This window comes from Bacillus sp. CFBP9009, assembly GCF_036541465.1.
Lineage (GTDB): Bacteria > Bacillota > Bacilli > Bacillales > DSM-1321 > Peribacillus.
Map to the genome: position 1 here is coordinate 1 of NZ_JAZHFU010000023.1, position 18,010 is coordinate 18,010.

Here is an 18,010-nt window from a genome sequence, read left to right on the forward strand (position 1 = left end):
AATCACTCCATTTAACCGTGAACTTAAATTCAATGGTGATGAAATCCTGCGAATAAGCGAGTATTTGTGAGAAAATCGTATTAAACTGAGGGAGTTGAATAAGGGGTATTTAATGGAGTACAGGGCAGGAATATTTTGTGGGGAAGTCGAAGTTGTTTTATCGAATAGCAACTACGGTATCGAATTTTTTGAAACTATTTGAACATGATGGCATTCACGAAATAAGGTTCACGAATATTCCAATAGTTGAGGGTTTACGAAGTGTTGTTCTTAACAAATACTCGAAAACCCAATTTCACATTTTCCTATACTGTGACTTTTCTTTGTTATCATGAACTGTGACAAGGTGTTTTTTGTTAGGAAGGAATTTGTAACTTTTTAATAGAATAATTATGAAGATGATCAGATAATAAATTTTTACACATAAGGAGATAAAACTATTGAAAAAAACAAATTACTAAGAATGGACAATGTCGGCATCGTTGTAGAATCCCTTGATGACGCAATCTCTTTCTTCGAGGAGATTGGCTTGAACCTCGAAGGGCGAGCCACTGTCGAAGGTGAATGGGCTGGTCGCGTAACCGGATTGGGTTCTCAGTGCGTAGAGATTGCTATAATGGTTACCCCAGATGGCCACAGCCGACTTGAACTTTCGCGATTTCTCACCCCACCTACTATATCAGATCACCGGACTGCTCCTGTAAATGCCCTCGGTTATCTACGCGTCATGTTCACCGTTGAAGACATTGACGAAATGGTATCCAGACTCACTAAGTATGGTGCTCAGCTCGTTGGCGAAGTGGTTCAGTACGAGGATACGTCATACATGTGGAGGAAATATTTTGATACCTTTAGATGAACGATTTTTTATACTTAAAGTAGTTCTTATTGTAATTGCTGTATTGGTTGCCATTCCTGCCAAATGGATTCGTAAATGGTTCTGGAAGGACTAAAAATTTTTCGCATCAGTTTATTGCATATAATGACTCGTATCGGCTCTGCTACATTCGTGGAACCGAAGGACTTCTAATCGGTTTGGCGGAACAACTCGGTAACAAATAAGTAAGTGACGTTTTACTAAAAAGCCTTTACTGAAATATACATTACTGAAGTAAAAATTGAAACAGAAAAGCAGTGTGAAAGTATCTCGAAGAAGTCGGGTACGTCATATAACACAGCATTCACGCTGCGGGACTCTCCGAGCCCCTTGGTTGCCAGGAGAAGAAACAGGGAAGCCAGATTCAGGCGACAACCCTGCGAGCCTAAGAACTTTGTTCTAAGTCTCGCAGGGTTCGTGAATGCGAAAACGTTATATGCAAATCCGTCTCGATTTGAAGAAAATTCTTATTCAATAAAAGGGCGCGATTCTTTAATAAGAATCGCTTTTTTTAATGAACTAACAGGTGCTTTACTTCAATAAGAGAGTTGCTTTGGCAGCTCTTTTTATTATGGAACTATCGGGGCAGGATATTTCATCGATAAAAAAATACATAATTTCTATAATTTGGTAAAATAGATTGAAGGGGGAAATCATGAAAAAATATTTAGGGGTTATTTCGTTTGCTTTAATTATCTTGGTTATTTGTTTCTTGGCTGCAAATATAACACAAGTAATTGATTCTGGAGTAACAACTTTTCGAGTATTAATGATATGTGGAATCATTATATCTTTCTCTTTCTCTTTTCTCAGTGAGAAAGGAATTTGGAGAAAATTGGCTTTAGGTCTTAGTAGATTTGTCGGTTTATTTTACTTTATAGCCTTCGAATTAATGAGAATAGTATTCCAAGGTAATGGATTTTAAATGAAAGTATTTACAAAGTAGAATGTAAAGAGGGGTTTGATCCTTTTGGAATTTTATAGATTTGACAAGGAAGTAGGAAAAAATATTTCTCATTTTAATTCAAATTTCATTATGTCTCGAATTGTAAAAACAGAAAAACCTACACAAATTGGTTGTATGCATTTAGATGCTAACGGAATTGTAGGTTTCCATCAAGCTGTTATTCCACAATTACTCATTGTTGTAGATGGGGAAGGATGGGTTCGTAGTGATGATGAATTAAAAGTAAATATAAAAGCTAACGATGTGGTCTTTTGGGAAAAAGGTGAAGGACACGAAACAGCAACTGCCACTGGACTAACTGCAATTGTAATTGAGTCTGAAGAATTAACTCCTTCTAATTTTATGCCAATTAAAGAACATAAATAAAAAATAATCCTTGTTGAACTACCAGGTGCGTTAGCTGAAGATCAGAGCTGTCTTTAAGGCAGCTTTTTCTTATGGAACTATCGGGGCAGTTTAATTGAAGTAGGCATCTCACATCTACCTCATCTCATTAACAATGAAAGGAGCAAGGTAAGAGTTAGTTGACCATTAGGCGTGACTACCTAAAGTTAAAATAGTGTTTTTTATCAGAGTGTTTGTCTTATACAAAAAGCTCTCAAACGAATAGATTAATAATAGATTTAAGTATATTTTTTAAATCTAAAACAATATTAATAGAAGGGAGTTTTTATCTAGAATGAAACGACATGACTATCTCTACATTGGAGACGGCTTCGACAACACCGTGAAGACATTTGATGCAGAATCGGGCAGGTTCCTTGGAAGATTTGTTCCATCAGGTGACAACGGCTTAAATGGTCCTCGAGGGCTTATCTTCGACCATAATGGTAATCTCCTTGTTACTAACCAAAACGTTGAGCCTCCTCCTCCTCCAGCACCTCAAAATGGAAGCATTTTAAAGTACGACGGACACACTGGACTTTTTCTAGGATTTCTCGTCCATCCCAATGACCCTAACGCCCCGTTCGCACCGCGCGGTATCATTCTTTCGAAACAAAATATTCTGTTTGTGGCAGACCTTATTGTACAGAGTGGACTGAATGGAGAAGTGCGGACATATGATGGTATCACTGGACTGTTTCAGGGGAATCTTGAACACCCACCTGCAGTACAGTTTTTCCCCCGAAGTGTAGTAATTGGTCCGGACGGCTTGTTATATGTGTCTGTCAGCAACAACATTACTACTCCAGAAGGTCAGCTCGGTGGACGGGTAGTGCGCTATAATCCGAAAACCCGGGAATTCATTGATGTGTTCATTGAGGGCGATTCCAACCCCGATTTTAATCGTCCGGAAGGTTTGGTCTTCGGTCCTGATGGCAACCTTTATATCACAAGTTTTAGAAGGGACCCGAATGACACAGACAAAATTCTTATCTTCGACCGTAAGGGCAGGTTTCTTGACAAGATTGATCTCTATGCCGTCGGACAGCCCCGCGCCTTTGCGCAGGCAATCCTGTTTGGTCCAAACGGTAAACTGTTTATCCCTATTACAGGACCGGGTCCCGTTAATAGCCAGCCTTTGGGACCTGATACAGGTTCTGTACGTCGCTACAACGTTAAGAGCAAAACATTTGATGTGTTTGTACGTCCGGCTCTTCTGGGAGGACCGTTAACGGAGCCGTGGTATCTGACATTTGGCAAAACGGACCCCGCAACACTAGCTTACGGGCATGACAAGGAAGAAAGCAGCGACCATGATCACCACCATGATGATGAAAGCGGTGACTAGAATAGTAGTTAAAATGTGAATATATAAGGAAAGACCGCTACTTGTGTTTAGATAGCGGTCTTTCTTTGGACAAGGTGTAACTTTTCTAAAAGGTCTTTGATTTGTTTTAAAATATTCCTTACAGCGAGGTGAGTTCGCCAAGTTTCTAACATCACACAGGTCAAGGTGGTTCTCACGATAAAGGTATTACGTCTTTATTTTCTTCATGGAGAGTGTGAAGAAATGTACTTACGCTAACGGGTGCGTTAGTTCATTAAGGAACACAAAAATAATCAATCTTTTTTATAAAAGAATGATCCAATTAAATATTATAAGGGCATGTTTTGATTAATCTTTTTTCAAAACATGCCCTTTCTATTTATTCATTTATCAAGGTTTCTTATATTAGTCTGATCAAACTTTGTTTCAAAGCTACTGCAAAGGACCGATTTTTGCTTCTACATGCTTTACAATTTCTGCTGAATGAACCAGTTCCGAAGCTGTACGCATGTCTTTGTATAAAATTCTGTCCTGCTCAAGGCGAGGCACATATTTTCTAAACAAATCGCAGGCTGCAGTCGTTCCTGTTCCAGGCTGTAACGGCTGAAGGAATTCGATCCCCTGGCAGCTGCACATCCATTCGATCCCAATCACTTTTTCAGTATTGGCGATTACTTTCAGTGCCTTTAAAGCTGCAGATGTCCCCATGCTTACATGATCTTCCTGTCCCCCTGTTGTCGGAATGGAATCCACAGACGACGGATGTGAATAAACCTTATTGTTAGAAACCAATGACGCCGCGACATATTGCGGAATCATATAGCCCGAGTTAAGCCCACTTTGCTCGATCAAATACGGGGGCAGCTCGCTATACTGAGGCGACACGAGTCTAAAAATCCTTCGTTCAGAAATATTAGCTAATTCAGATAGAGAGATTGCCAGAAAGTCCATGGCTAAGGCTATCGCTTCTCCATGACAATTGGAAGAGGATATCGCTCTTGCACCCTCTTGATCATCAAACACCAACGGATTATCTGAGGCTGAATTCATTTCTCTCTCCACAATCGTCCGAACGTAATCAACAGCATCTTTACAAGCTCCATGCACTTGTGGAATCGACCTAATACTAAGAGCATCTTGTGTGCGGTAATCTTTAAATTTTTCCGTGATCTCACTGTTTTCTATCAGCTTATGAATATTATCAGTTGTCTTTTTTTGTCCAGGATGACGTTTTACTTTACTAATTTTGGGATCAAAGGCATAGTATGTTCCTTTCAGCGCCTCAAAACTGATTATCGAAACAATGTCTGCCGCCTTAAGAACATTAATGGCATCATAAACGGCCAGAGCGCCAATTGCAGTCATATCTACCGTGCCATTAATCAAAGAAAGCCCTTCCTTTTCATGCAGTTCGATTGGCTTGATTCCGGCCTTCTTCAAAGCCGTCTCTCCATCTGTTAGTACGCCCTGATTATAGGCCTCACCCATACCCAAAAGGACCAAACTGATATGTGCCTGATGATTTAAGTAACCTAGGGAACCTTCTCGAGGGACGAATGGCATGACATCTTTATTCACCATCTCTGCTAATCTCTCTACCGTTTCAAGTCTTACTCCAGAATAACCAAGGGATAAATTTTTGATCATCATCACCATAATTGCCCTTACTATTTCCTTCTCCAACGGATCGCCCATACCGCAAGCATGACTCATAATTATATTTTTTTGCAATTCTCTCGAATCAGAAGCTGAAATTTTTATTTTTGAATTCTCTCCTACTCCGGTCGTAATTCCGTATATGACTCGCTCTTCCTCGACAAAACGCTCGACTATATCCCTTCCTTGGCTAATCCTTTTCTTTACACTCATAGACAGCTCCAAAGGTGCATGATGCCTTGCTACTGAAATCAAATCCCCGATACTAAAATCATCTTCAGTTATCATTACTTTTTCTTGTGTTTTCATAATAAAATCATCTCCTAATATTGTGCAGCTTGACAAAACATTAACTTTTATAATGTTTAAGCCTTTGGATTAGTAAAATTTCGCAACGAGAACTCTCTTTCGAGAATTGGAGAAGTACTCCTTTTTTCATGTCAATTTATCTTCTTATGGTTCAAGGGGTTTAAGTTTGAATTTGAATTACTTTCTTCATTAAAAGGATTACTTGCCTCGCTTAAAGAGAGTGACTTTGTCTCCGGTGCCCAGGCAATCGAAATGATAGTACCAATTAACAGAATAGCCGTCATTCCAATCATCGAGGCATCCAACCCTATAGTGTTCATACTAAGGGGCAGGAGGAATGTCCCGATAGCAGAACCAATTCGGCTGAACGCTGTCACAAAACCAACCCCAGATGCGCGAATTTCGGTTGGGAAAAGTTCGGCCGGATATGTTAGCGTAAGATTTGAATTTGCTGATAATATAAAAGTAAAAGCCAGAAAAATCGGAATTACTAAAAGTTTAGGTTCGTGAAAAATGCTAAGCATAAGCAAGCAGACAGTCAGGATTGCAAACGTACTAATCGTGAAACCTCTGCGAGAAAATTTCTCCATAAGCCAAAGACCAGCAATCGAACCCAAGATTAGGAATATGTTTAACCACAAGTCTACAGTGAAGTTTTCTGCTAAACCCATACTATTTAAGATAGACGGTAGGAATGTGTAGATGGCAAAGTACGGAATGACAATACAGACATAAAATAGACTTCCAAAAGCTGTTCGCTTCCGAAATTTTTTGTTAAAAAGAGCACGAAAGCCATTTTTATTTTGAGTCTCAATAACAGTTTCGTCGATTTCCGCATTAGGCCCGATATACTTCTTTACGATATGGCGTGCTTCATCAATACGTCCCATGCTGATGAGCCATTGTGGGGATTCAGGCGTTCCGATTCGCAGTAGCAGCACAATGAATGCAGGGATTGCAGCACTAGCAAGCATCCAACGCCATGATTCCGGACCAGCTTGTCCTAAATAATATCCGACAATGGTTGCAGAGACGTAACCTACCGTCCAGAGCACATTTAGAGAAGCCAGTAAGAACCCCCTATACTTTCTAGGCGCGAACTCGGCAAGTAAAGTCGATCCGACTGCATAATCGCCTCCGAGAGCAAAACCTATCAGTAAACGCAAAATTAACAACTCTACGGGACCATCCACAAATAGTTGCAGCAACGAAGCTATAGTGACCAATAAGAAGTTAAGCAGGTATATTTTCTGTCTGCCTATGCGGTCAGATAACCCTCCAAGTACTAGACTACCGAAAAAGAGCCCGATCAAAGCAGAACTTCCAATTAGTCCTATCCACATCGAATTGAGTTCCATTTGTGGGCTAAGGAGAGTAAGGGCCACACCAATAATCCCAAGAGCATAACCATCAGAGAAATTAGAGCCAAAAGTAAGCGCTGTAATTTTCATATGGAACTTGTTAAGTGGAGCGTCATCCATCTTAAATTTTTGTTCGGTCATATGCGTCTTTCCCCTTTTCAATATTTGATTTTTGGGACACTTCCTACTTCTCTAGTTTAGAGAAGGAAAGCGATTGAAAACAGACGTCTATTTTTTGAATTTTTCTAATTTTTTTCGAATTTAAAGTGTAATGTAAAACGCTTACATTTTAAAACTATAATTATTTTAGATTTCTATACTTTTTTACGATTTCTAAATGAACGAGGGGTTGTACCGGTTTTTTCCTTGAAAATTTTGCTAAAGTAATTTGCATTTATAAATCCTGTTTTATCTGCTACATCTTGAATCGAGAGTTTTGTATCTATCAATAGACGCTGCGCTTCGTTTATCCGTGTCTTTGTTAATAGCTGTCGGAACGAGCTACCTTGTTTTTTTGTTAAGAGCGAGCTAAAATACGCTGCGCTTCTGTTTACTTGGTTCGCAACGTCCTCAAGCCTTAGCTTAGGGTTAGTGAAATTCTCCTCAATGTACCGGATGGCCTGCTCAATCACATTTGTACGAGCGTTTTCTTGATTGTTATTTGCCCGATCAAGAACTTCATATAAGAACAGCAATAATTCCTGGACGATCCGATATAGAATCGGATTGTATAGGATGGATTCAAATACTTGATGATAACGTCTCTCAAGCATCCCTTCGTCAAGGTAAAATGACTTCATAAAGCGTCGGACTTGGGCTAATAAGCTTGTTAACCGGGTTCGCAATAAACCTGGCTCGGGATAGGGATCTTCCTTATTCAAAAATTCTTTATACATCCACTGCTTAATTTTGTCCCTGTCACCTTCGTTCAGCATGTCAATCCATTCGCGCTGTTCAGACGGGGTTAAAAACGGATCGATCATAACCCAGTTCACCTTATTCTCAATGATCGAAAGCTGCCGATATCCTTTGAAAAAACGAATTTCTAGCGCTTGCTTAGCATGAAGATATTTTTCATTTAACGAAAGCAACGGGTCATTAGTATCATATAAAACTAGTGACATGGGCTCCGAAAACTGTTCTTCCCATTCGGTTAGAATCCGATTGCCTATGTGCTTTAATTGTTTGAGCGGCTGTGGCTGCTGGTTATCGAATGAAAAAACAGAAACGATCATGTCGCTTAGCGGCAATACTACCGGTCGGTTCTTAAATGGATATTCTTGTAAAAAAGATAGCAGTATAGGTTGTTTCTTCGAATTTTCCAACTGCATCAGCATTAATCGAAAATTGGCGCCTAACGTTTCTTGATGCACGAATAGAGAACTGTAAGATACGGAAGGAACCTTAATTTGAGCCGATGGCTCTTGTTTCTCCTCAGTTTTTGAAACAGCCTTGCAGCACTGGGTTAATACTCGTTTGATATGGTCAGGCGACTGAGGTTTTACCCATAGATCATAGGCATGAAGCTCGATGCCTTGAAGCGCACGTTCAAATGTGGCTTCAGCCGTCATGACGATGACCTTTTGTATGTACCGTTTGGTCAGCTCCTTAAAGCTGTCCCACGTATCCTTTGGAATCATATCGAGTTCAATGCAAACAACATCTGGTACTTCGGCCTCTATTAGATGAAATACATCAGATACTGAGCCTGCTAATAGAATGTGGTCAAATGGAATCGAAAACGAAGAAACTAACCAGCCAATCCCTGTTCGTTCATTTTGATCGCGATCAGCAATTAACAATTTAACCATACAAGTTCTCCCTTAATGATAGATTTTTTCTTATTAATTATCACCAAACCAAGCTTATTTTCATCACTACAGTGTCTATCAGATTAAGGGTTCTAGTGCAAAAAACTGATTATGATGAAATTCCAAATAACTTATGTATGAATTTCACATCTTTCACTGTTGGTGAAGTTGTCCTTTTTTCATCGTATGTATCGCTTCGCTTTAATACCACTCAATATAGAAGTGGGTGTTCCATACGGCTTGAATCCCAGCATTAACACACGCTACTTAATGAAACGATACCAGCTAATAGGATGTCAATATCTTCTCTAAAATTTTCAGATCATGTCCCACGGGCAGGTACGTCTACCCCGGCTGCCGTTATCATAGATCGATATAAAAATTGTTCGACCAGAAATAACTGGCTGACCTTATAATACGAACGAGGCAGGTTAGTTGAATAACAAAATTACTTCTAATAGATAAGTTTATGAGATAAAACAAAAATAGCACTCCAATGAAGCTGCTAATTGAAGTGTTATTTCACTGAAATTTAATGTGTTCTCTCCGAAAAGAGAACACATTAAAGTAACCCTTTCATTGTAAAGTCTAGTATAATTATTTCGACATAATTAAAATTATTAATATTTCAAATGAATATAGTTACTTAATTCAACAAGAAAGAGTCTTAATATATATATAAAGTGGTGAATTTTATTTTGACTGAGAAGTATATTAAAATAATCAGATTACTTGTTTATGGCTTAATTCTAAGTGGGATAATCGGTTTTATTTCTTCTGTTTTTTTAATTTTAGTTAATGGCTTGACAGATTTTTTATGGACTGACATATCCAATAAATTAAAAGTACCCTCCATTTATACATTATTTTTATGTATTTTTGGTGGTGTTTTAGTAGGTGTTAGCAGGTATAGGTGGGGGAATCTACCTAAAACAGCTTCTGATTCTATTGTTGAATTAAAAACAACTCAAAGAATTGACTATTCATATGTATGTCTCAATTTTTTAATTGCTTTTTTAATTTTAATCTTTGGTGCAAGTGTAGGTCCTGCAGCAGCCATATTAAGTTCTGTTATTGCGTTATCGGTATGGCAGGGAGATAAAATGCGTTACTTTTATTTTTCCTACAACGAATGGAAAAAGGAATCTTGGTTAATTAGACTAAAAAAATTAGCTTTACCTCATAACTACCTTATTCCCTATAATCCTGATCGGGCTCCTAAAGAGAAAAAACTGCTTTTATTTAAGAAATTATTATATATGTTATTTATCGTTAACGGTATGGTGACCTTTATGTTTTTAATTAAAATATCAGAACAACCCCCTTTTGTGACAAAGTTAGGGGAAACTAGTTGGGGATTGGATGAATTGTTTCTTTTTATTCCTTTTGTTTTGTTTGGTATTTTGTTTAGTAAACTTTATGAACTAATAGAAAGAGCAATGAATAAATTCTTTTCTAAAATGAACAATAAAATTATTTTAAGTGCTGTTATCGGTGGTATTGGTATTGGTTTGATGTCTTTAATCGCTCCTAATCTACTTTTTTCCGGCCAACTTTCTATGCGAGATTTACCTAGTTTAGTACCGACACTTTCGATTGCTACTTTAATTTTGGGTTCTGTTTTAAAACTGATTTTTATGGAGTTTTGTTTAAAGTCAGGTTGGATTGGTGGGAGTATTTTACCAGTTATATTTGCTTCCATTTTACAAGGCTACGCTATCGCGACTTTTTTTCCACAACTAGATATGCTCTTTATCGTAGCTGTTATAGGTAGTAGTGCTTCGATTGCTATTTTAAAGACACCTGTACTAGTAGGGCTGTCTCTGATGCTATTTTTCCCGAAAGAGTTAGCCCCGGTTATATTAATCATTGTGGTTTTATTTATTTGCTTAAGTAAAATGAGTAAAAAATTTCCTCGAAAAATAACTGCTTAATTTTAGTTGGAGACGCTGGGAAGTTAGATGTTTGTGAAGAACAGTACTTAGCTAACAGGTTAGTTTATTGAGGGAGTTTAGTTGAAAAAGGAATATTAATTTTATTGGGTTATGGAAAGAACAAAATATAATAAAAAACTCGCCAAAAACTTAACGAGTTTTAAATACCTATTTTTATTGCTGGTTGAAATAATAATGCGCTCAACATAAAACGATTATACGATAGGGTGTGGTTTGAGCAGGGATACTTCTTGTGGCAGGTCCATAGAAAACAATTAAATCTCGGTTCGCTGGATATCTTGAAAAGAGTTGCCCATTTGTTAATAATATTTGGGTATAGGGAGATAATTTTAATTGTAATTGTCCATCACTACTCACCAATTGGTTATTAAAATAATCAACTTTTACATTCTGATTTGGGTTATCTTTTACCATGACAAGCGCTTGATATTGTGGAGGGTAAATAAGAATAGCAGGTAAATCTCCATCATAATATCCTGTCACGCGATCTCCTACTATGACCATTTCATGATCAACGAAGTAAGTTGAGGGTGAAACCACGAAATTTACTATTGAACCCAATTCATTTTCTATTGTAAATAATTTATAACAACCTTCTCTTTCACCATTTTGACCTGTAAAAAAATCACTAATCACCGTGACAGTTCCATGAAATGAATAAAAAGTTGTCATACAATACCTCCAAAATTAAAAGATAGGGGCGATCTTTTATTTTGAGACTATTCGAGATAAGGCTTTTTTAGGATTTTAGTATAATGTAGGGATAGGAGGGCAGGCAACAGCATCTATAAGTCTTGGGTCAATACCGTAGAATTGCCAGAAAGCACCGTTCCATCTATATCCAGATACTTCTCCATATTCCACACGAGTAGGGTAAAACCAAAATTGTCTGCCATTTATAAGCCATACATAAGTGTTTTGATATAGACAGTCGACGATATAGGACACAGAAGGTTTTGGTGGTATGAATGTTGGAGGAGGGGATTGTGGACTCATTGTCCCCTGGCGTGGGAAATATCTCATGTGATTTCACTCCTTTTAGTTAGGTTCTCAACATTATATGTTGAGAAGAAGTAAAAGGATTATTTAACGCGAAAACTAAAGATTGTGAAGTAATGTACTTAAACTAATGGGTGCGTTAGCTGAAGTTCGGAGCTGTCTTTAAGGCAGCTTTTTCTTATGGAACTAAAGGGGCAGTTAGTTGAACAAGAAATCCTGGTAAAAATCATAAGAATTGTCGAGGTGATTGTATGAAATATACTTGTCCTTGTTGTGGATATAAAACATTAGATGAAGAACCTCCAGGAACGCATGATATTTGTAGAATTTGTTTTTGGGAAAATGATAATTACCAATATGAATATCCAGATGAAGACGGTGCAAATAAAATTTCTTTTAGAGAGTCACAACAAAACTTTATAAAATTTGGCGTTAGCGATCTGGATTTTTCGGAAAACGTAAGAAAACCAAATAATTCCGATATAAAGGATCCAAATTGGAAACCGATATGAGTTTACATAGGGAATTATTAAACTAACGAGTGCGTTATTTTAATAAGAATGAAGTGATTTTATGAGTGACTTCAGATGTTAGTTATACAATAAAAGGCGTGATTGTTGAACAACTTAGGTAGAAAATGATCAACTTTCTTATGAAAATCAAATTTAAATCTGCTGGAGAAGAATCTATTTTGATCAAACTTTATTTCAAAGCTACAGTGATATCTCAAAAACTGACAAGGGCTTCTATTAGGCATAACCGAACCTATCTTAAATAAACATGTCCTTTTCCACCCATCGGGTGACACACCCCCGAGTATGGAAGACATTGAAGTCACAAAACGATTGGCGGAAGCAGGGAAAATTATTGGGATTGAAGTTTTAGACCATTTGATTGTTTCTCATACGGGTAAGTATGTTAGCTTAAAAGAAAAGGGGTATTTATAATAAGAAAAAAGACGAGCAAGGGGGGGATGGTTCTCCCTTTTGTTTTTGAAAAGGATTAAAGAAAAGGAAAACTCAAGCCAAGCCATGAAGGCCATTTTATTGAACTTTGAGGATTACTTTTGATAAGCGGTCAAAAAAAATCAGGCACAGAGAAAGGATAGTTACAACTATCCTTTTATTAAAGATCTTTTGCACTGAGGTTCAAGGGTGATGAAATCCTGCGATTAAGCGAGTATTTGTAACGCTACTACTTCTGAATTCATTTATAAGGACCTCTTTCGGTTTTCACGTAGTGAATAGGGTGTAATTGAATTTGAACATCGAAGGGATTTAAGTTTTGATGGGGATATTTTTGAATCATTACAAGAGCGGACTCTAAACGGGTTTGCTCTTTTTGTGTGATTGAAATAATGTTGTCTGCGGTCTGTACGGGATGTCTTTTTGCTAGTTAGCGATGTGCTACATCCAGGTGAGGCGTATAAAATTTGGAGGTAAGAGTAAGCTAACATACGTATATAAGCTGCCACGGGAGGTGAATAAGTATGAGTAATGATGCAAGAGGTTCTAAAAAAAATAAACCAAATGATGCAAACCATGTGAATGCTGAGACGAAAGCCAATCAAAGACGAATTTCAGAAAAGAATAACCAAGAGAATAATGATAAGAAAGAATAATGGGGAGGTTCAGTAGGGACTGATTTTTTTTGATTCCACTATAAATTTCTTCTCATATAACAAATAAAAAATATAGAAAAAAATTTTTACTAGAGAACTGATATATCGACATCAGTTCTCTTTATTGATTTATCACTCGAAAAAAAGGGTCATATTCAAGACCATGAACACTCGTTAGAATATATAATGTTAAAAGTGATCTCTATAAATATAAGATAGTTTCCTTTTGTCCTAGAGTTACTGCCTATTGAAACCATATTTTATTTAGTCTAAATCTCTAAAACGTTTCCTATATAATGGGATTTTATTCACATCAAATGTATTATATAAGTACTACATCTTTTCTTAATAGGGGGATATTTAAAATGAAAGTAGTGTTACCTTTTGTAATAGCCATGATTGCACTTACAGGATGTTCTGCAATAGCGAATGATGGATTCAGGGAATTGAAATGGTTTAAAACAAAAGAAGAAACGATTGATCATGGCATTAAAGAAGAAAAGATGAAAAAAGAAGACATCATAGGAGAAGTTAGTGAAAACGGAGAAACATTTGTTATTTATAAGAAACAAGTAGAGGAAGGCTTGGGAGTAGGAGTATCAAGCATAAGTGAGAAAGAAGGAAAATTTGCTTGGTATGACCCTGATCAAGATGTTCTTGTTAAGAACGATAAAGTCAAAAAGTATTCCTCCCAGATCAGTTGGGGAACAACAACACAATCAGGAAAGGAATTTACAATTTACACAGGATTAAGTGAGGATCAAAGTCCTATCGTTAAAACAACAAATAGTGAAGTAAGTCCTGCAATTTACAAGAAAACTGGGATTTATTTCTATATAGAACCTAATAAATAAGTCATACGAACCTTTACCGAATTTGCTAAAAATGACGTAATTTGGATAATTATGTTATAGGAGGAAGTTTGTGGTAAAGTAGCCTTTTCTAATGGAAATATCGGGGCAGGTTAGTTGCATAAGATCTTTTTTACTTTATAATTAGTACCAGGAAAAAAATGCCACCCTTAAAAGAGTGGCACTCGAAAATGGACTTTTTTTAACCATATTAAATATGGTTAAAAATTTAAGTTATTGTTTAAATTGATCTTTCTATATAATGCAATAACTGGTTTATTTTTAATTTCCCAATCTTCAGTACGTGTCATAGGGATATGGTATTCCCTTTCCATTTCGGTCATTAACTCCATCAATAGATGGCTTCTCATAGGCTCTTTTACTAAAAGAATGATTTCCTGATATTCTTCTTCTATTTTGGTTAATGTTTTCATACTATTGTCCCCTCCATAATACTATGGAAATTATACCTCTCCCTATAGTATGTTTAATCTTCTCCAATCAAGCACCGCCCTAGTCTTACTAGGTCACTTGCAATGGATGTTCGTAATTAATAAAGAACCTCACAAAAAAACATTCCTCACTTATGTATATATAAGGGGATAAAGTGATAAAGTGATGGTGCAAAATCCATATGAGATGTTGCTTGTTCAAATTAATAGAAAGAGAGAAGAAATGATCCTCCTTGGAAATCTGCATGGACTAACGTCCCCGGTAACAATTAATGCAAGTCATCAGCTAGATCGTCTTCTTAATTATCTGTTATTTGAAAAGGCAACTTTAGTAATGTTAATGAAAAAAACAGGATAAACAAGTTAGTCGCCTACTCTATTTGATTGATAATACTAAGCCCTTCTAGTAGCCCTAAGTAATCATCGGCTTTTATTTTTATTGGTTAAGAGGGCGCAGTGAATGTAAACTTGACACTTTCTTCATATCAAAGGTGTATTCATTAAAGCATGTAATCACAATAAAGTTGCTAAATAGTGGATACTGGAAAACGTCATTTTTTTCCGTTCAGCAGTCTAATGTGAAAGGACCTTTTGTTTAGGGCTTAAACATGGCAACTACCCTTAATTTCTTTGAATGAAAAAGCCGGCTTTCCTCTGATAAAGGATTGCCGGCTTTTTACTAAAGGAAATTCCTTGGAGTATCTACCATATCATAGCTTGTTTACAGTTTAGTTAATGAAAAATAACAGTTTGATAACAGAGACTTAAACCAAAAAAATGTCCATGATTTAGGGATTAATTGCAATTTATCTTGGAGTTTTTGCACCAGAACTGAATTAACAAATGATTAAATAATTATTACGGAGTTTTATTGTTTATCTCAATGTGTTTTTTCAGTTCATTAGAAACTGTACGAAGATTTTCCTTATCAGGTATATAATAGTAAGTACCCTTTATTTCCTTACTTTTTCCTTCAATTTTGTGCTGCTCTATATTTTTCTGAGCATCTTTATAATTTGATTGAATATCCCACATATCATCGAAAGTCAAGTTCGTTTTTACGTTATTTTCAACGACTTTAACCATCTCGCCAAATTTCGTGATAGAGGATATGTTTGCGCCTTTTTGTATTATAGCTTCAATTACTTGACGTTGTCGTATTTGCCGGCCGAAGTCTCCTCGCGGATCTTTACTTCTCATCCGAGAATACCTCAGTGCTCTTTCACCATCCAAATGGAGACGACCTTTTGGGTAGTGCACACTGTAATAAGTGAAATCTAAATCATTATTTACTTCCACTCCTCCTACTGTATCAACAATTTCTTTAAAACTTTTCATATTTACCTTCACAAAATAATCAACAGGAACATCTAAGAGATTTTCCACAGAACGAATGGTCATCTCAGTGCCGCCGATCGCATAAGCGTGGTTAATTTTGTCTGTCTTCCAGCTCCCTTTTATCTTTGTATACGTATCGCGAGGAATGCTTACCATGTGCATCGATTCGGAGTGAGGGTTAATCGTTAATAAGATCAATGAATCGGACCGCCCACGTTTTTGACCTGCTGGATTATCAATCCCCATTAGCAAAACAGTTATCGGATCACCTTCTTTGAAGTTAATTTTTTCTAATCGTTTTTCAGATTTATCACGATCGATATTTTCTTCAATATTTGCTACTGTTGACGTTACCATGTGCCATAAATAATATGTATAACTGCCTGACCCTATAATTAATACACAAATTATTGTTAAAATCATTAGTAGAACTTTTTTTCTCTTTCTAGTACCCATTTTGCACCTCACTTTAAAAGCTATTAAAATTGAGCATTTTCACAGTTTTTTGTTACCTGTTAAGTTGAAAATAATCATGACTATGCTGCAGGTTTAGAATCAGGTTTAGAATCAGTTTGATAATTTCGTCCTGTTCGAGCAACTTTGTTCCATTTTTTGTTGAAGAAATAAGAAATACTTCCATACAATACGATGTACATCGTTACAAATCGATAGACATAAATATCAAAGATGATGGCAAATAGTAAGCGGGATGCATCCTTCTTTTGAAACGAAAACCCGTAATACTTACCCATTCCAATTGCCACCAAGTCATACGCTATTCCAAATAAAAAAATGTAAAGCAAATAAAATAATATGTAATGAACATAGGAAGATGGAGGGTTTAAGATCCCATTTAGCACAACTATACCTGTCATCACATAAGGAGCGATGGTGCCTACTAGAAATGACTCGAATATGTAAAAGAAAGAGACGGATTTAGTAAATAAAGTTTTCCCGAAAAAGGACCGGAAATGGATAAAGCAATCAATAAATGCTTTTTGCCAGCGTACGCGCTGCTTGATTAAATCCTTCCAGGTTTCAGGCAATTCGGTATAACAAATAGCTTCCGGTATAAAAATAATTTTCTTGTTTTTATGTTTCGATATGTGCCTATGGATGCGCAGCGTGATGTCAATGTCTTCTCCTATTGTTGATCGGTAACCACCCACATCTAGAAGCACTTGTTTTTTGAAAATACCAAATGCTCCCGATATGATTGCTAGAGCATGAAAGCGTGAAAGAGACATCTTTGTAATATAGAATGCTTTTAGGAAATCCAAAGTTTGAACTCGTATTAGCATGTTTGCATGGAGTAAAGACAAGCGATTTAAAGGTTTAGCTGTTTTTGTTTGCAAAACATGCACCATTCCGCCGGCTGCAACGACATCCTTATCCTCAAAAGTATCGTTAACAACTGATAAGGCCTGATTTGTCAGGATGGTGTCGGCATCTAATGTGACCACTAAACTTTGACTTGAATATTCAATCCCTGCATTTAAGGAATCAGCTTTTCCGCCATTCAATTTATCTATGACGTAAATATTAGGGTACAGCTCGGACTGATAAAATTCCTCAACTTTTTTATGAGACAGTCTTTTGAGCGGAGATTTTGAACAAGGTCTTAACTTTAGAAATCTATTCAAAAGAATCATTGTTGAGTCCGTTGAACCGTCATTGATATAAATGACCTCAAATTGGGAATAAGATAATGATTTCATGCTCTTAATCGAAGTTTCTATAATTCCCTGTTCGTTGTAACATGGGACTAAGATGCTAATTCCCTTATCTATTTTAAGGTTTTTTTTGAGCCCTTCGTTTTGTTCACGAAACCAAGGTAAACAATGGAATAAATGAAGCACAGGAAACACAATACATAAAAATAACAAAAATTCGACAAAAATATCCAAAAAAACACTCCTTTATTGACATAAGTAAAGAAAAAATAACCCCACTTTACTAATAATATTTGCATAAAGAATATTTTTTTACGAGGGTTCAATGGTAAAAGAATACCAAATACCCACGAATTTTGACGTATTTTGAGGAGATGTGTCGAAAAAAATGGGAAAATTTTCTCCGTATAATTAGGTTGCCCTACACAC

General features: G+C 36.6%; 16 protein-coding genes and 2 pseudogenes. 10 read left to right on the forward strand and 8 right to left on the reverse strand.

What is annotated here, in order from left to right:
- Window positions 1–439: 439 nt before the first annotated feature.
- The 4 genes and pseudogenes from V3595_RS26125 to V3595_RS26140 form a co-directional block, all read left to right on the forward strand.
- A pseudogene (locus tag V3595_RS26125) lies at window positions 440–820 on the forward strand (VOC family protein); the annotation flags it as partial.
- A 712-nt stretch (window positions 821–1,532) separates the two neighbouring features.
- Window positions 1,533–1,802: a hypothetical protein gene (locus V3595_RS26130; RefSeq protein WP_485910657.1), complete on the forward strand. Its 270-nt coding sequence runs from the start codon at window positions 1,533–1,535 to the stop codon at window positions 1,800–1,802.
- A 45-nt stretch (window positions 1,803–1,847) separates the two neighbouring features.
- On the forward strand, window positions 1,848–2,210 hold the full coding sequence (locus V3595_RS26135; RefSeq protein WP_364277934.1) for a cupin: 363 nt from the start codon (window positions 1,848–1,850) through the stop codon (window positions 2,208–2,210).
- Between the two features lie 313 nt (window positions 2,211–2,523).
- Window positions 2,524–3,576: an NHL repeat-containing protein gene (locus tag V3595_RS26140; RefSeq protein ID WP_485910659.1), complete on the forward strand. Its 1,053-nt coding sequence runs from the start codon at window positions 2,524–2,526 to the stop codon at window positions 3,574–3,576.
- A 411-nt stretch (window positions 3,577–3,987) separates the two neighbouring features.
- On the opposite strand, the gene hutH is transcribed toward V3595_RS26140, so the two are convergent.
- The 3 genes from hutH to V3595_RS26155 form a co-directional block, all read right to left on the reverse strand.
- Window positions 3,988–5,520, reverse strand: coding sequence for a histidine ammonia-lyase (gene hutH / locus V3595_RS26145; RefSeq protein WP_485910661.1), 1,533 nt, complete (start codon window positions 5,518–5,520; stop codon window positions 3,988–3,990).
- A gap of 131 nt (window positions 5,521–5,651) precedes the next feature.
- Complete coding sequence (locus tag V3595_RS26150) at window positions 5,652–7,022, reverse strand: MFS transporter (protein ID WP_485910663.1); 1,371 nt, start codon at window positions 7,020–7,022, stop codon at window positions 5,652–5,654.
- A gap of 173 nt (window positions 7,023–7,195) precedes the next feature.
- Window positions 7,196–8,692, reverse strand: coding sequence for a helix-turn-helix domain-containing protein (locus V3595_RS26155; RefSeq protein ID WP_485910665.1), 1,497 nt, complete (start codon window positions 8,690–8,692; stop codon window positions 7,196–7,198).
- A gap of 698 nt (window positions 8,693–9,390) precedes the next feature.
- Between V3595_RS26155 and V3595_RS26160 the strand changes: the two genes are divergently transcribed.
- Window positions 9,391–10,626 carry a chloride channel protein gene (locus V3595_RS26160; RefSeq protein WP_485910667.1) on the forward strand — a complete coding sequence of 412 codons (1,236 nt, stop codon included), beginning with the start codon at window positions 9,391–9,393 and terminating at the stop codon, window positions 10,624–10,626.
- Window positions 10,627–10,827: 201 nt separating this feature from the next.
- Here the strand turns inward: V3595_RS26160 and V3595_RS26165 are convergent, their stop codons facing one another.
- Both V3595_RS26165 and V3595_RS26170 read right to left on the reverse strand, forming a co-directional pair.
- On the reverse strand, window positions 10,828–11,319 hold the full coding sequence (locus V3595_RS26165) for a hypothetical protein (protein ID WP_057277227.1): 492 nt from the start codon (window positions 11,317–11,319) through the stop codon (window positions 10,828–10,830).
- Between the two features lie 75 nt (window positions 11,320–11,394).
- Complete coding sequence (locus V3595_RS26170; protein ID WP_289314799.1) at window positions 11,395–11,670, reverse strand: transporter; 276 nt, start codon at window positions 11,668–11,670, stop codon at window positions 11,395–11,397.
- Window positions 11,671–11,897: 227 nt separating this feature from the next.
- On the opposite strand from V3595_RS26170, the gene V3595_RS26175 reads away from it, so the two are divergent.
- From V3595_RS26175 to V3595_RS26190, 4 genes and pseudogenes are all read left to right on the forward strand, one after another.
- Entirely contained in the window at window positions 11,898–12,158 is a 261-nt protein-coding gene (locus tag V3595_RS26175) for a CPCC family cysteine-rich protein (RefSeq protein ID WP_485910670.1), read from the forward strand.
- Window positions 12,159–12,437: 279 nt separating this feature from the next.
- Window positions 12,438–12,593 (forward strand): annotated as a pseudogene (locus V3595_RS26180) (JAB domain-containing protein); the annotation flags it as partial.
- Between the two features lie 542 nt (window positions 12,594–13,135).
- Window positions 13,136–13,267, forward strand: a complete 132-nt coding sequence (locus V3595_RS26185; RefSeq protein WP_094246567.1) for a hypothetical protein — start codon at window positions 13,136–13,138, stop codon at window positions 13,265–13,267.
- Between the two features lie 365 nt (window positions 13,268–13,632).
- Entirely contained in the window at window positions 13,633–14,121 is a 489-nt protein-coding gene (locus tag V3595_RS26190) for a hypothetical protein (protein ID WP_485910672.1), read from the forward strand.
- 218 nt (window positions 14,122–14,339) lie between these two features.
- On the opposite strand, the gene V3595_RS26195 is transcribed toward V3595_RS26190, so the two are convergent.
- A complete protein-coding gene (locus tag V3595_RS26195; RefSeq protein ID WP_485910674.1) occupies window positions 14,340–14,552 on the reverse strand; it encodes a hypothetical protein in 213 nt (70 codons plus the stop codon).
- Between the two features lie 205 nt (window positions 14,553–14,757).
- Here V3595_RS26195 and V3595_RS26200 point away from each other — a divergent pair, with 205 nt between their 5' ends.
- The gene (locus V3595_RS26200; protein WP_485910731.1) at window positions 14,758–14,928 is read left to right on the forward strand and encodes an aspartyl-phosphate phosphatase Spo0E family protein; all 171 of its coding nucleotides are present in this window, start codon (window positions 14,758–14,760) and stop codon (window positions 14,926–14,928) included.
- 500 nt (window positions 14,929–15,428) lie between these two features.
- On the opposite strand, the gene tagU is transcribed toward V3595_RS26200, so the two are convergent.
- Window positions 15,429–16,364 (reverse strand): polyisoprenyl-teichoic acid--peptidoglycan teichoic acid transferase TagU, encoded by a 936-nt coding sequence (gene tagU, locus V3595_RS26205; protein ID WP_485910676.1) that lies wholly within the window; start codon window positions 16,362–16,364, stop codon window positions 15,429–15,431.
- Between the two features lie 80 nt (window positions 16,365–16,444).
- Window positions 16,445–17,776 (reverse strand): glycosyltransferase family 2 protein, encoded by a 1,332-nt coding sequence (locus V3595_RS26210; RefSeq protein ID WP_485910733.1) that lies wholly within the window; start codon window positions 17,774–17,776, stop codon window positions 16,445–16,447.
- Window positions 17,777–18,010 lie beyond the last annotated feature (234 nt).

Excerpts from the sequence above, each read along its gene's own strand:
- V3595_RS26155 (WP_485910665.1), bottom strand. The coding sequence starts at position 8,692 with ATGGTTAAATTGTTAATTGCTGATCGCGATCAAAATGAACGAACAGGG.
- V3595_RS26175 (WP_485910670.1), top strand. The coding sequence starts at position 11,898 with ATGAAATATACTTGTCCTTGTTGTGGATATAAAACATTAGATGAAGAA.
- V3595_RS26195 (WP_485910674.1), bottom strand. The coding sequence starts at position 14,552 with ATGAAAACATTAACCAAAATAGAAGAAGAATATCAGGAAATCATTCTT.
- V3595_RS26140 (WP_485910659.1), top strand. The coding sequence starts at position 2,524 with ATGAAACGACATGACTATCTCTACATTGGAGACGGCTTCGACAACACC.
- V3595_RS26190 (WP_485910672.1), top strand. The coding sequence starts at position 13,633 with ATGAAAGTAGTGTTACCTTTTGTAATAGCCATGATTGCACTTACAGGA.
- V3595_RS26185 (WP_094246567.1), top strand. The coding sequence starts at position 13,136 with ATGAGTAATGATGCAAGAGGTTCTAAAAAAAATAAACCAAATGATGCA.
- V3595_RS26150 (WP_485910663.1), bottom strand. The coding sequence starts at position 7,022 with ATGACCGAACAAAAATTTAAGATGGATGACGCTCCACTTAACAAGTTC.
- V3595_RS26170 (WP_289314799.1), bottom strand. The coding sequence starts at position 11,670 with ATGAGATATTTCCCACGCCAGGGGACAATGAGTCCACAATCCCCTCCT.
- V3595_RS26200 (WP_485910731.1), top strand. The coding sequence starts at position 14,758 with ATGTTGCTTGTTCAAATTAATAGAAAGAGAGAAGAAATGATCCTCCTT.
- hutH (WP_485910661.1), bottom strand. The coding sequence starts at position 5,520 with ATGAAAACACAAGAAAAAGTAATGATAACTGAAGATGATTTTAGTATC.
- V3595_RS26130 (WP_485910657.1), top strand. The coding sequence starts at position 1,533 with ATGAAAAAATATTTAGGGGTTATTTCGTTTGCTTTAATTATCTTGGTT.
- tagU (WP_485910676.1), bottom strand. The coding sequence starts at position 16,364 with ATGGGTACTAGAAAGAGAAAAAAAGTTCTACTAATGATTTTAACAATA.
- V3595_RS26165 (WP_057277227.1), bottom strand. The coding sequence starts at position 11,319 with ATGACAACTTTTTATTCATTTCATGGAACTGTCACGGTGATTAGTGAT.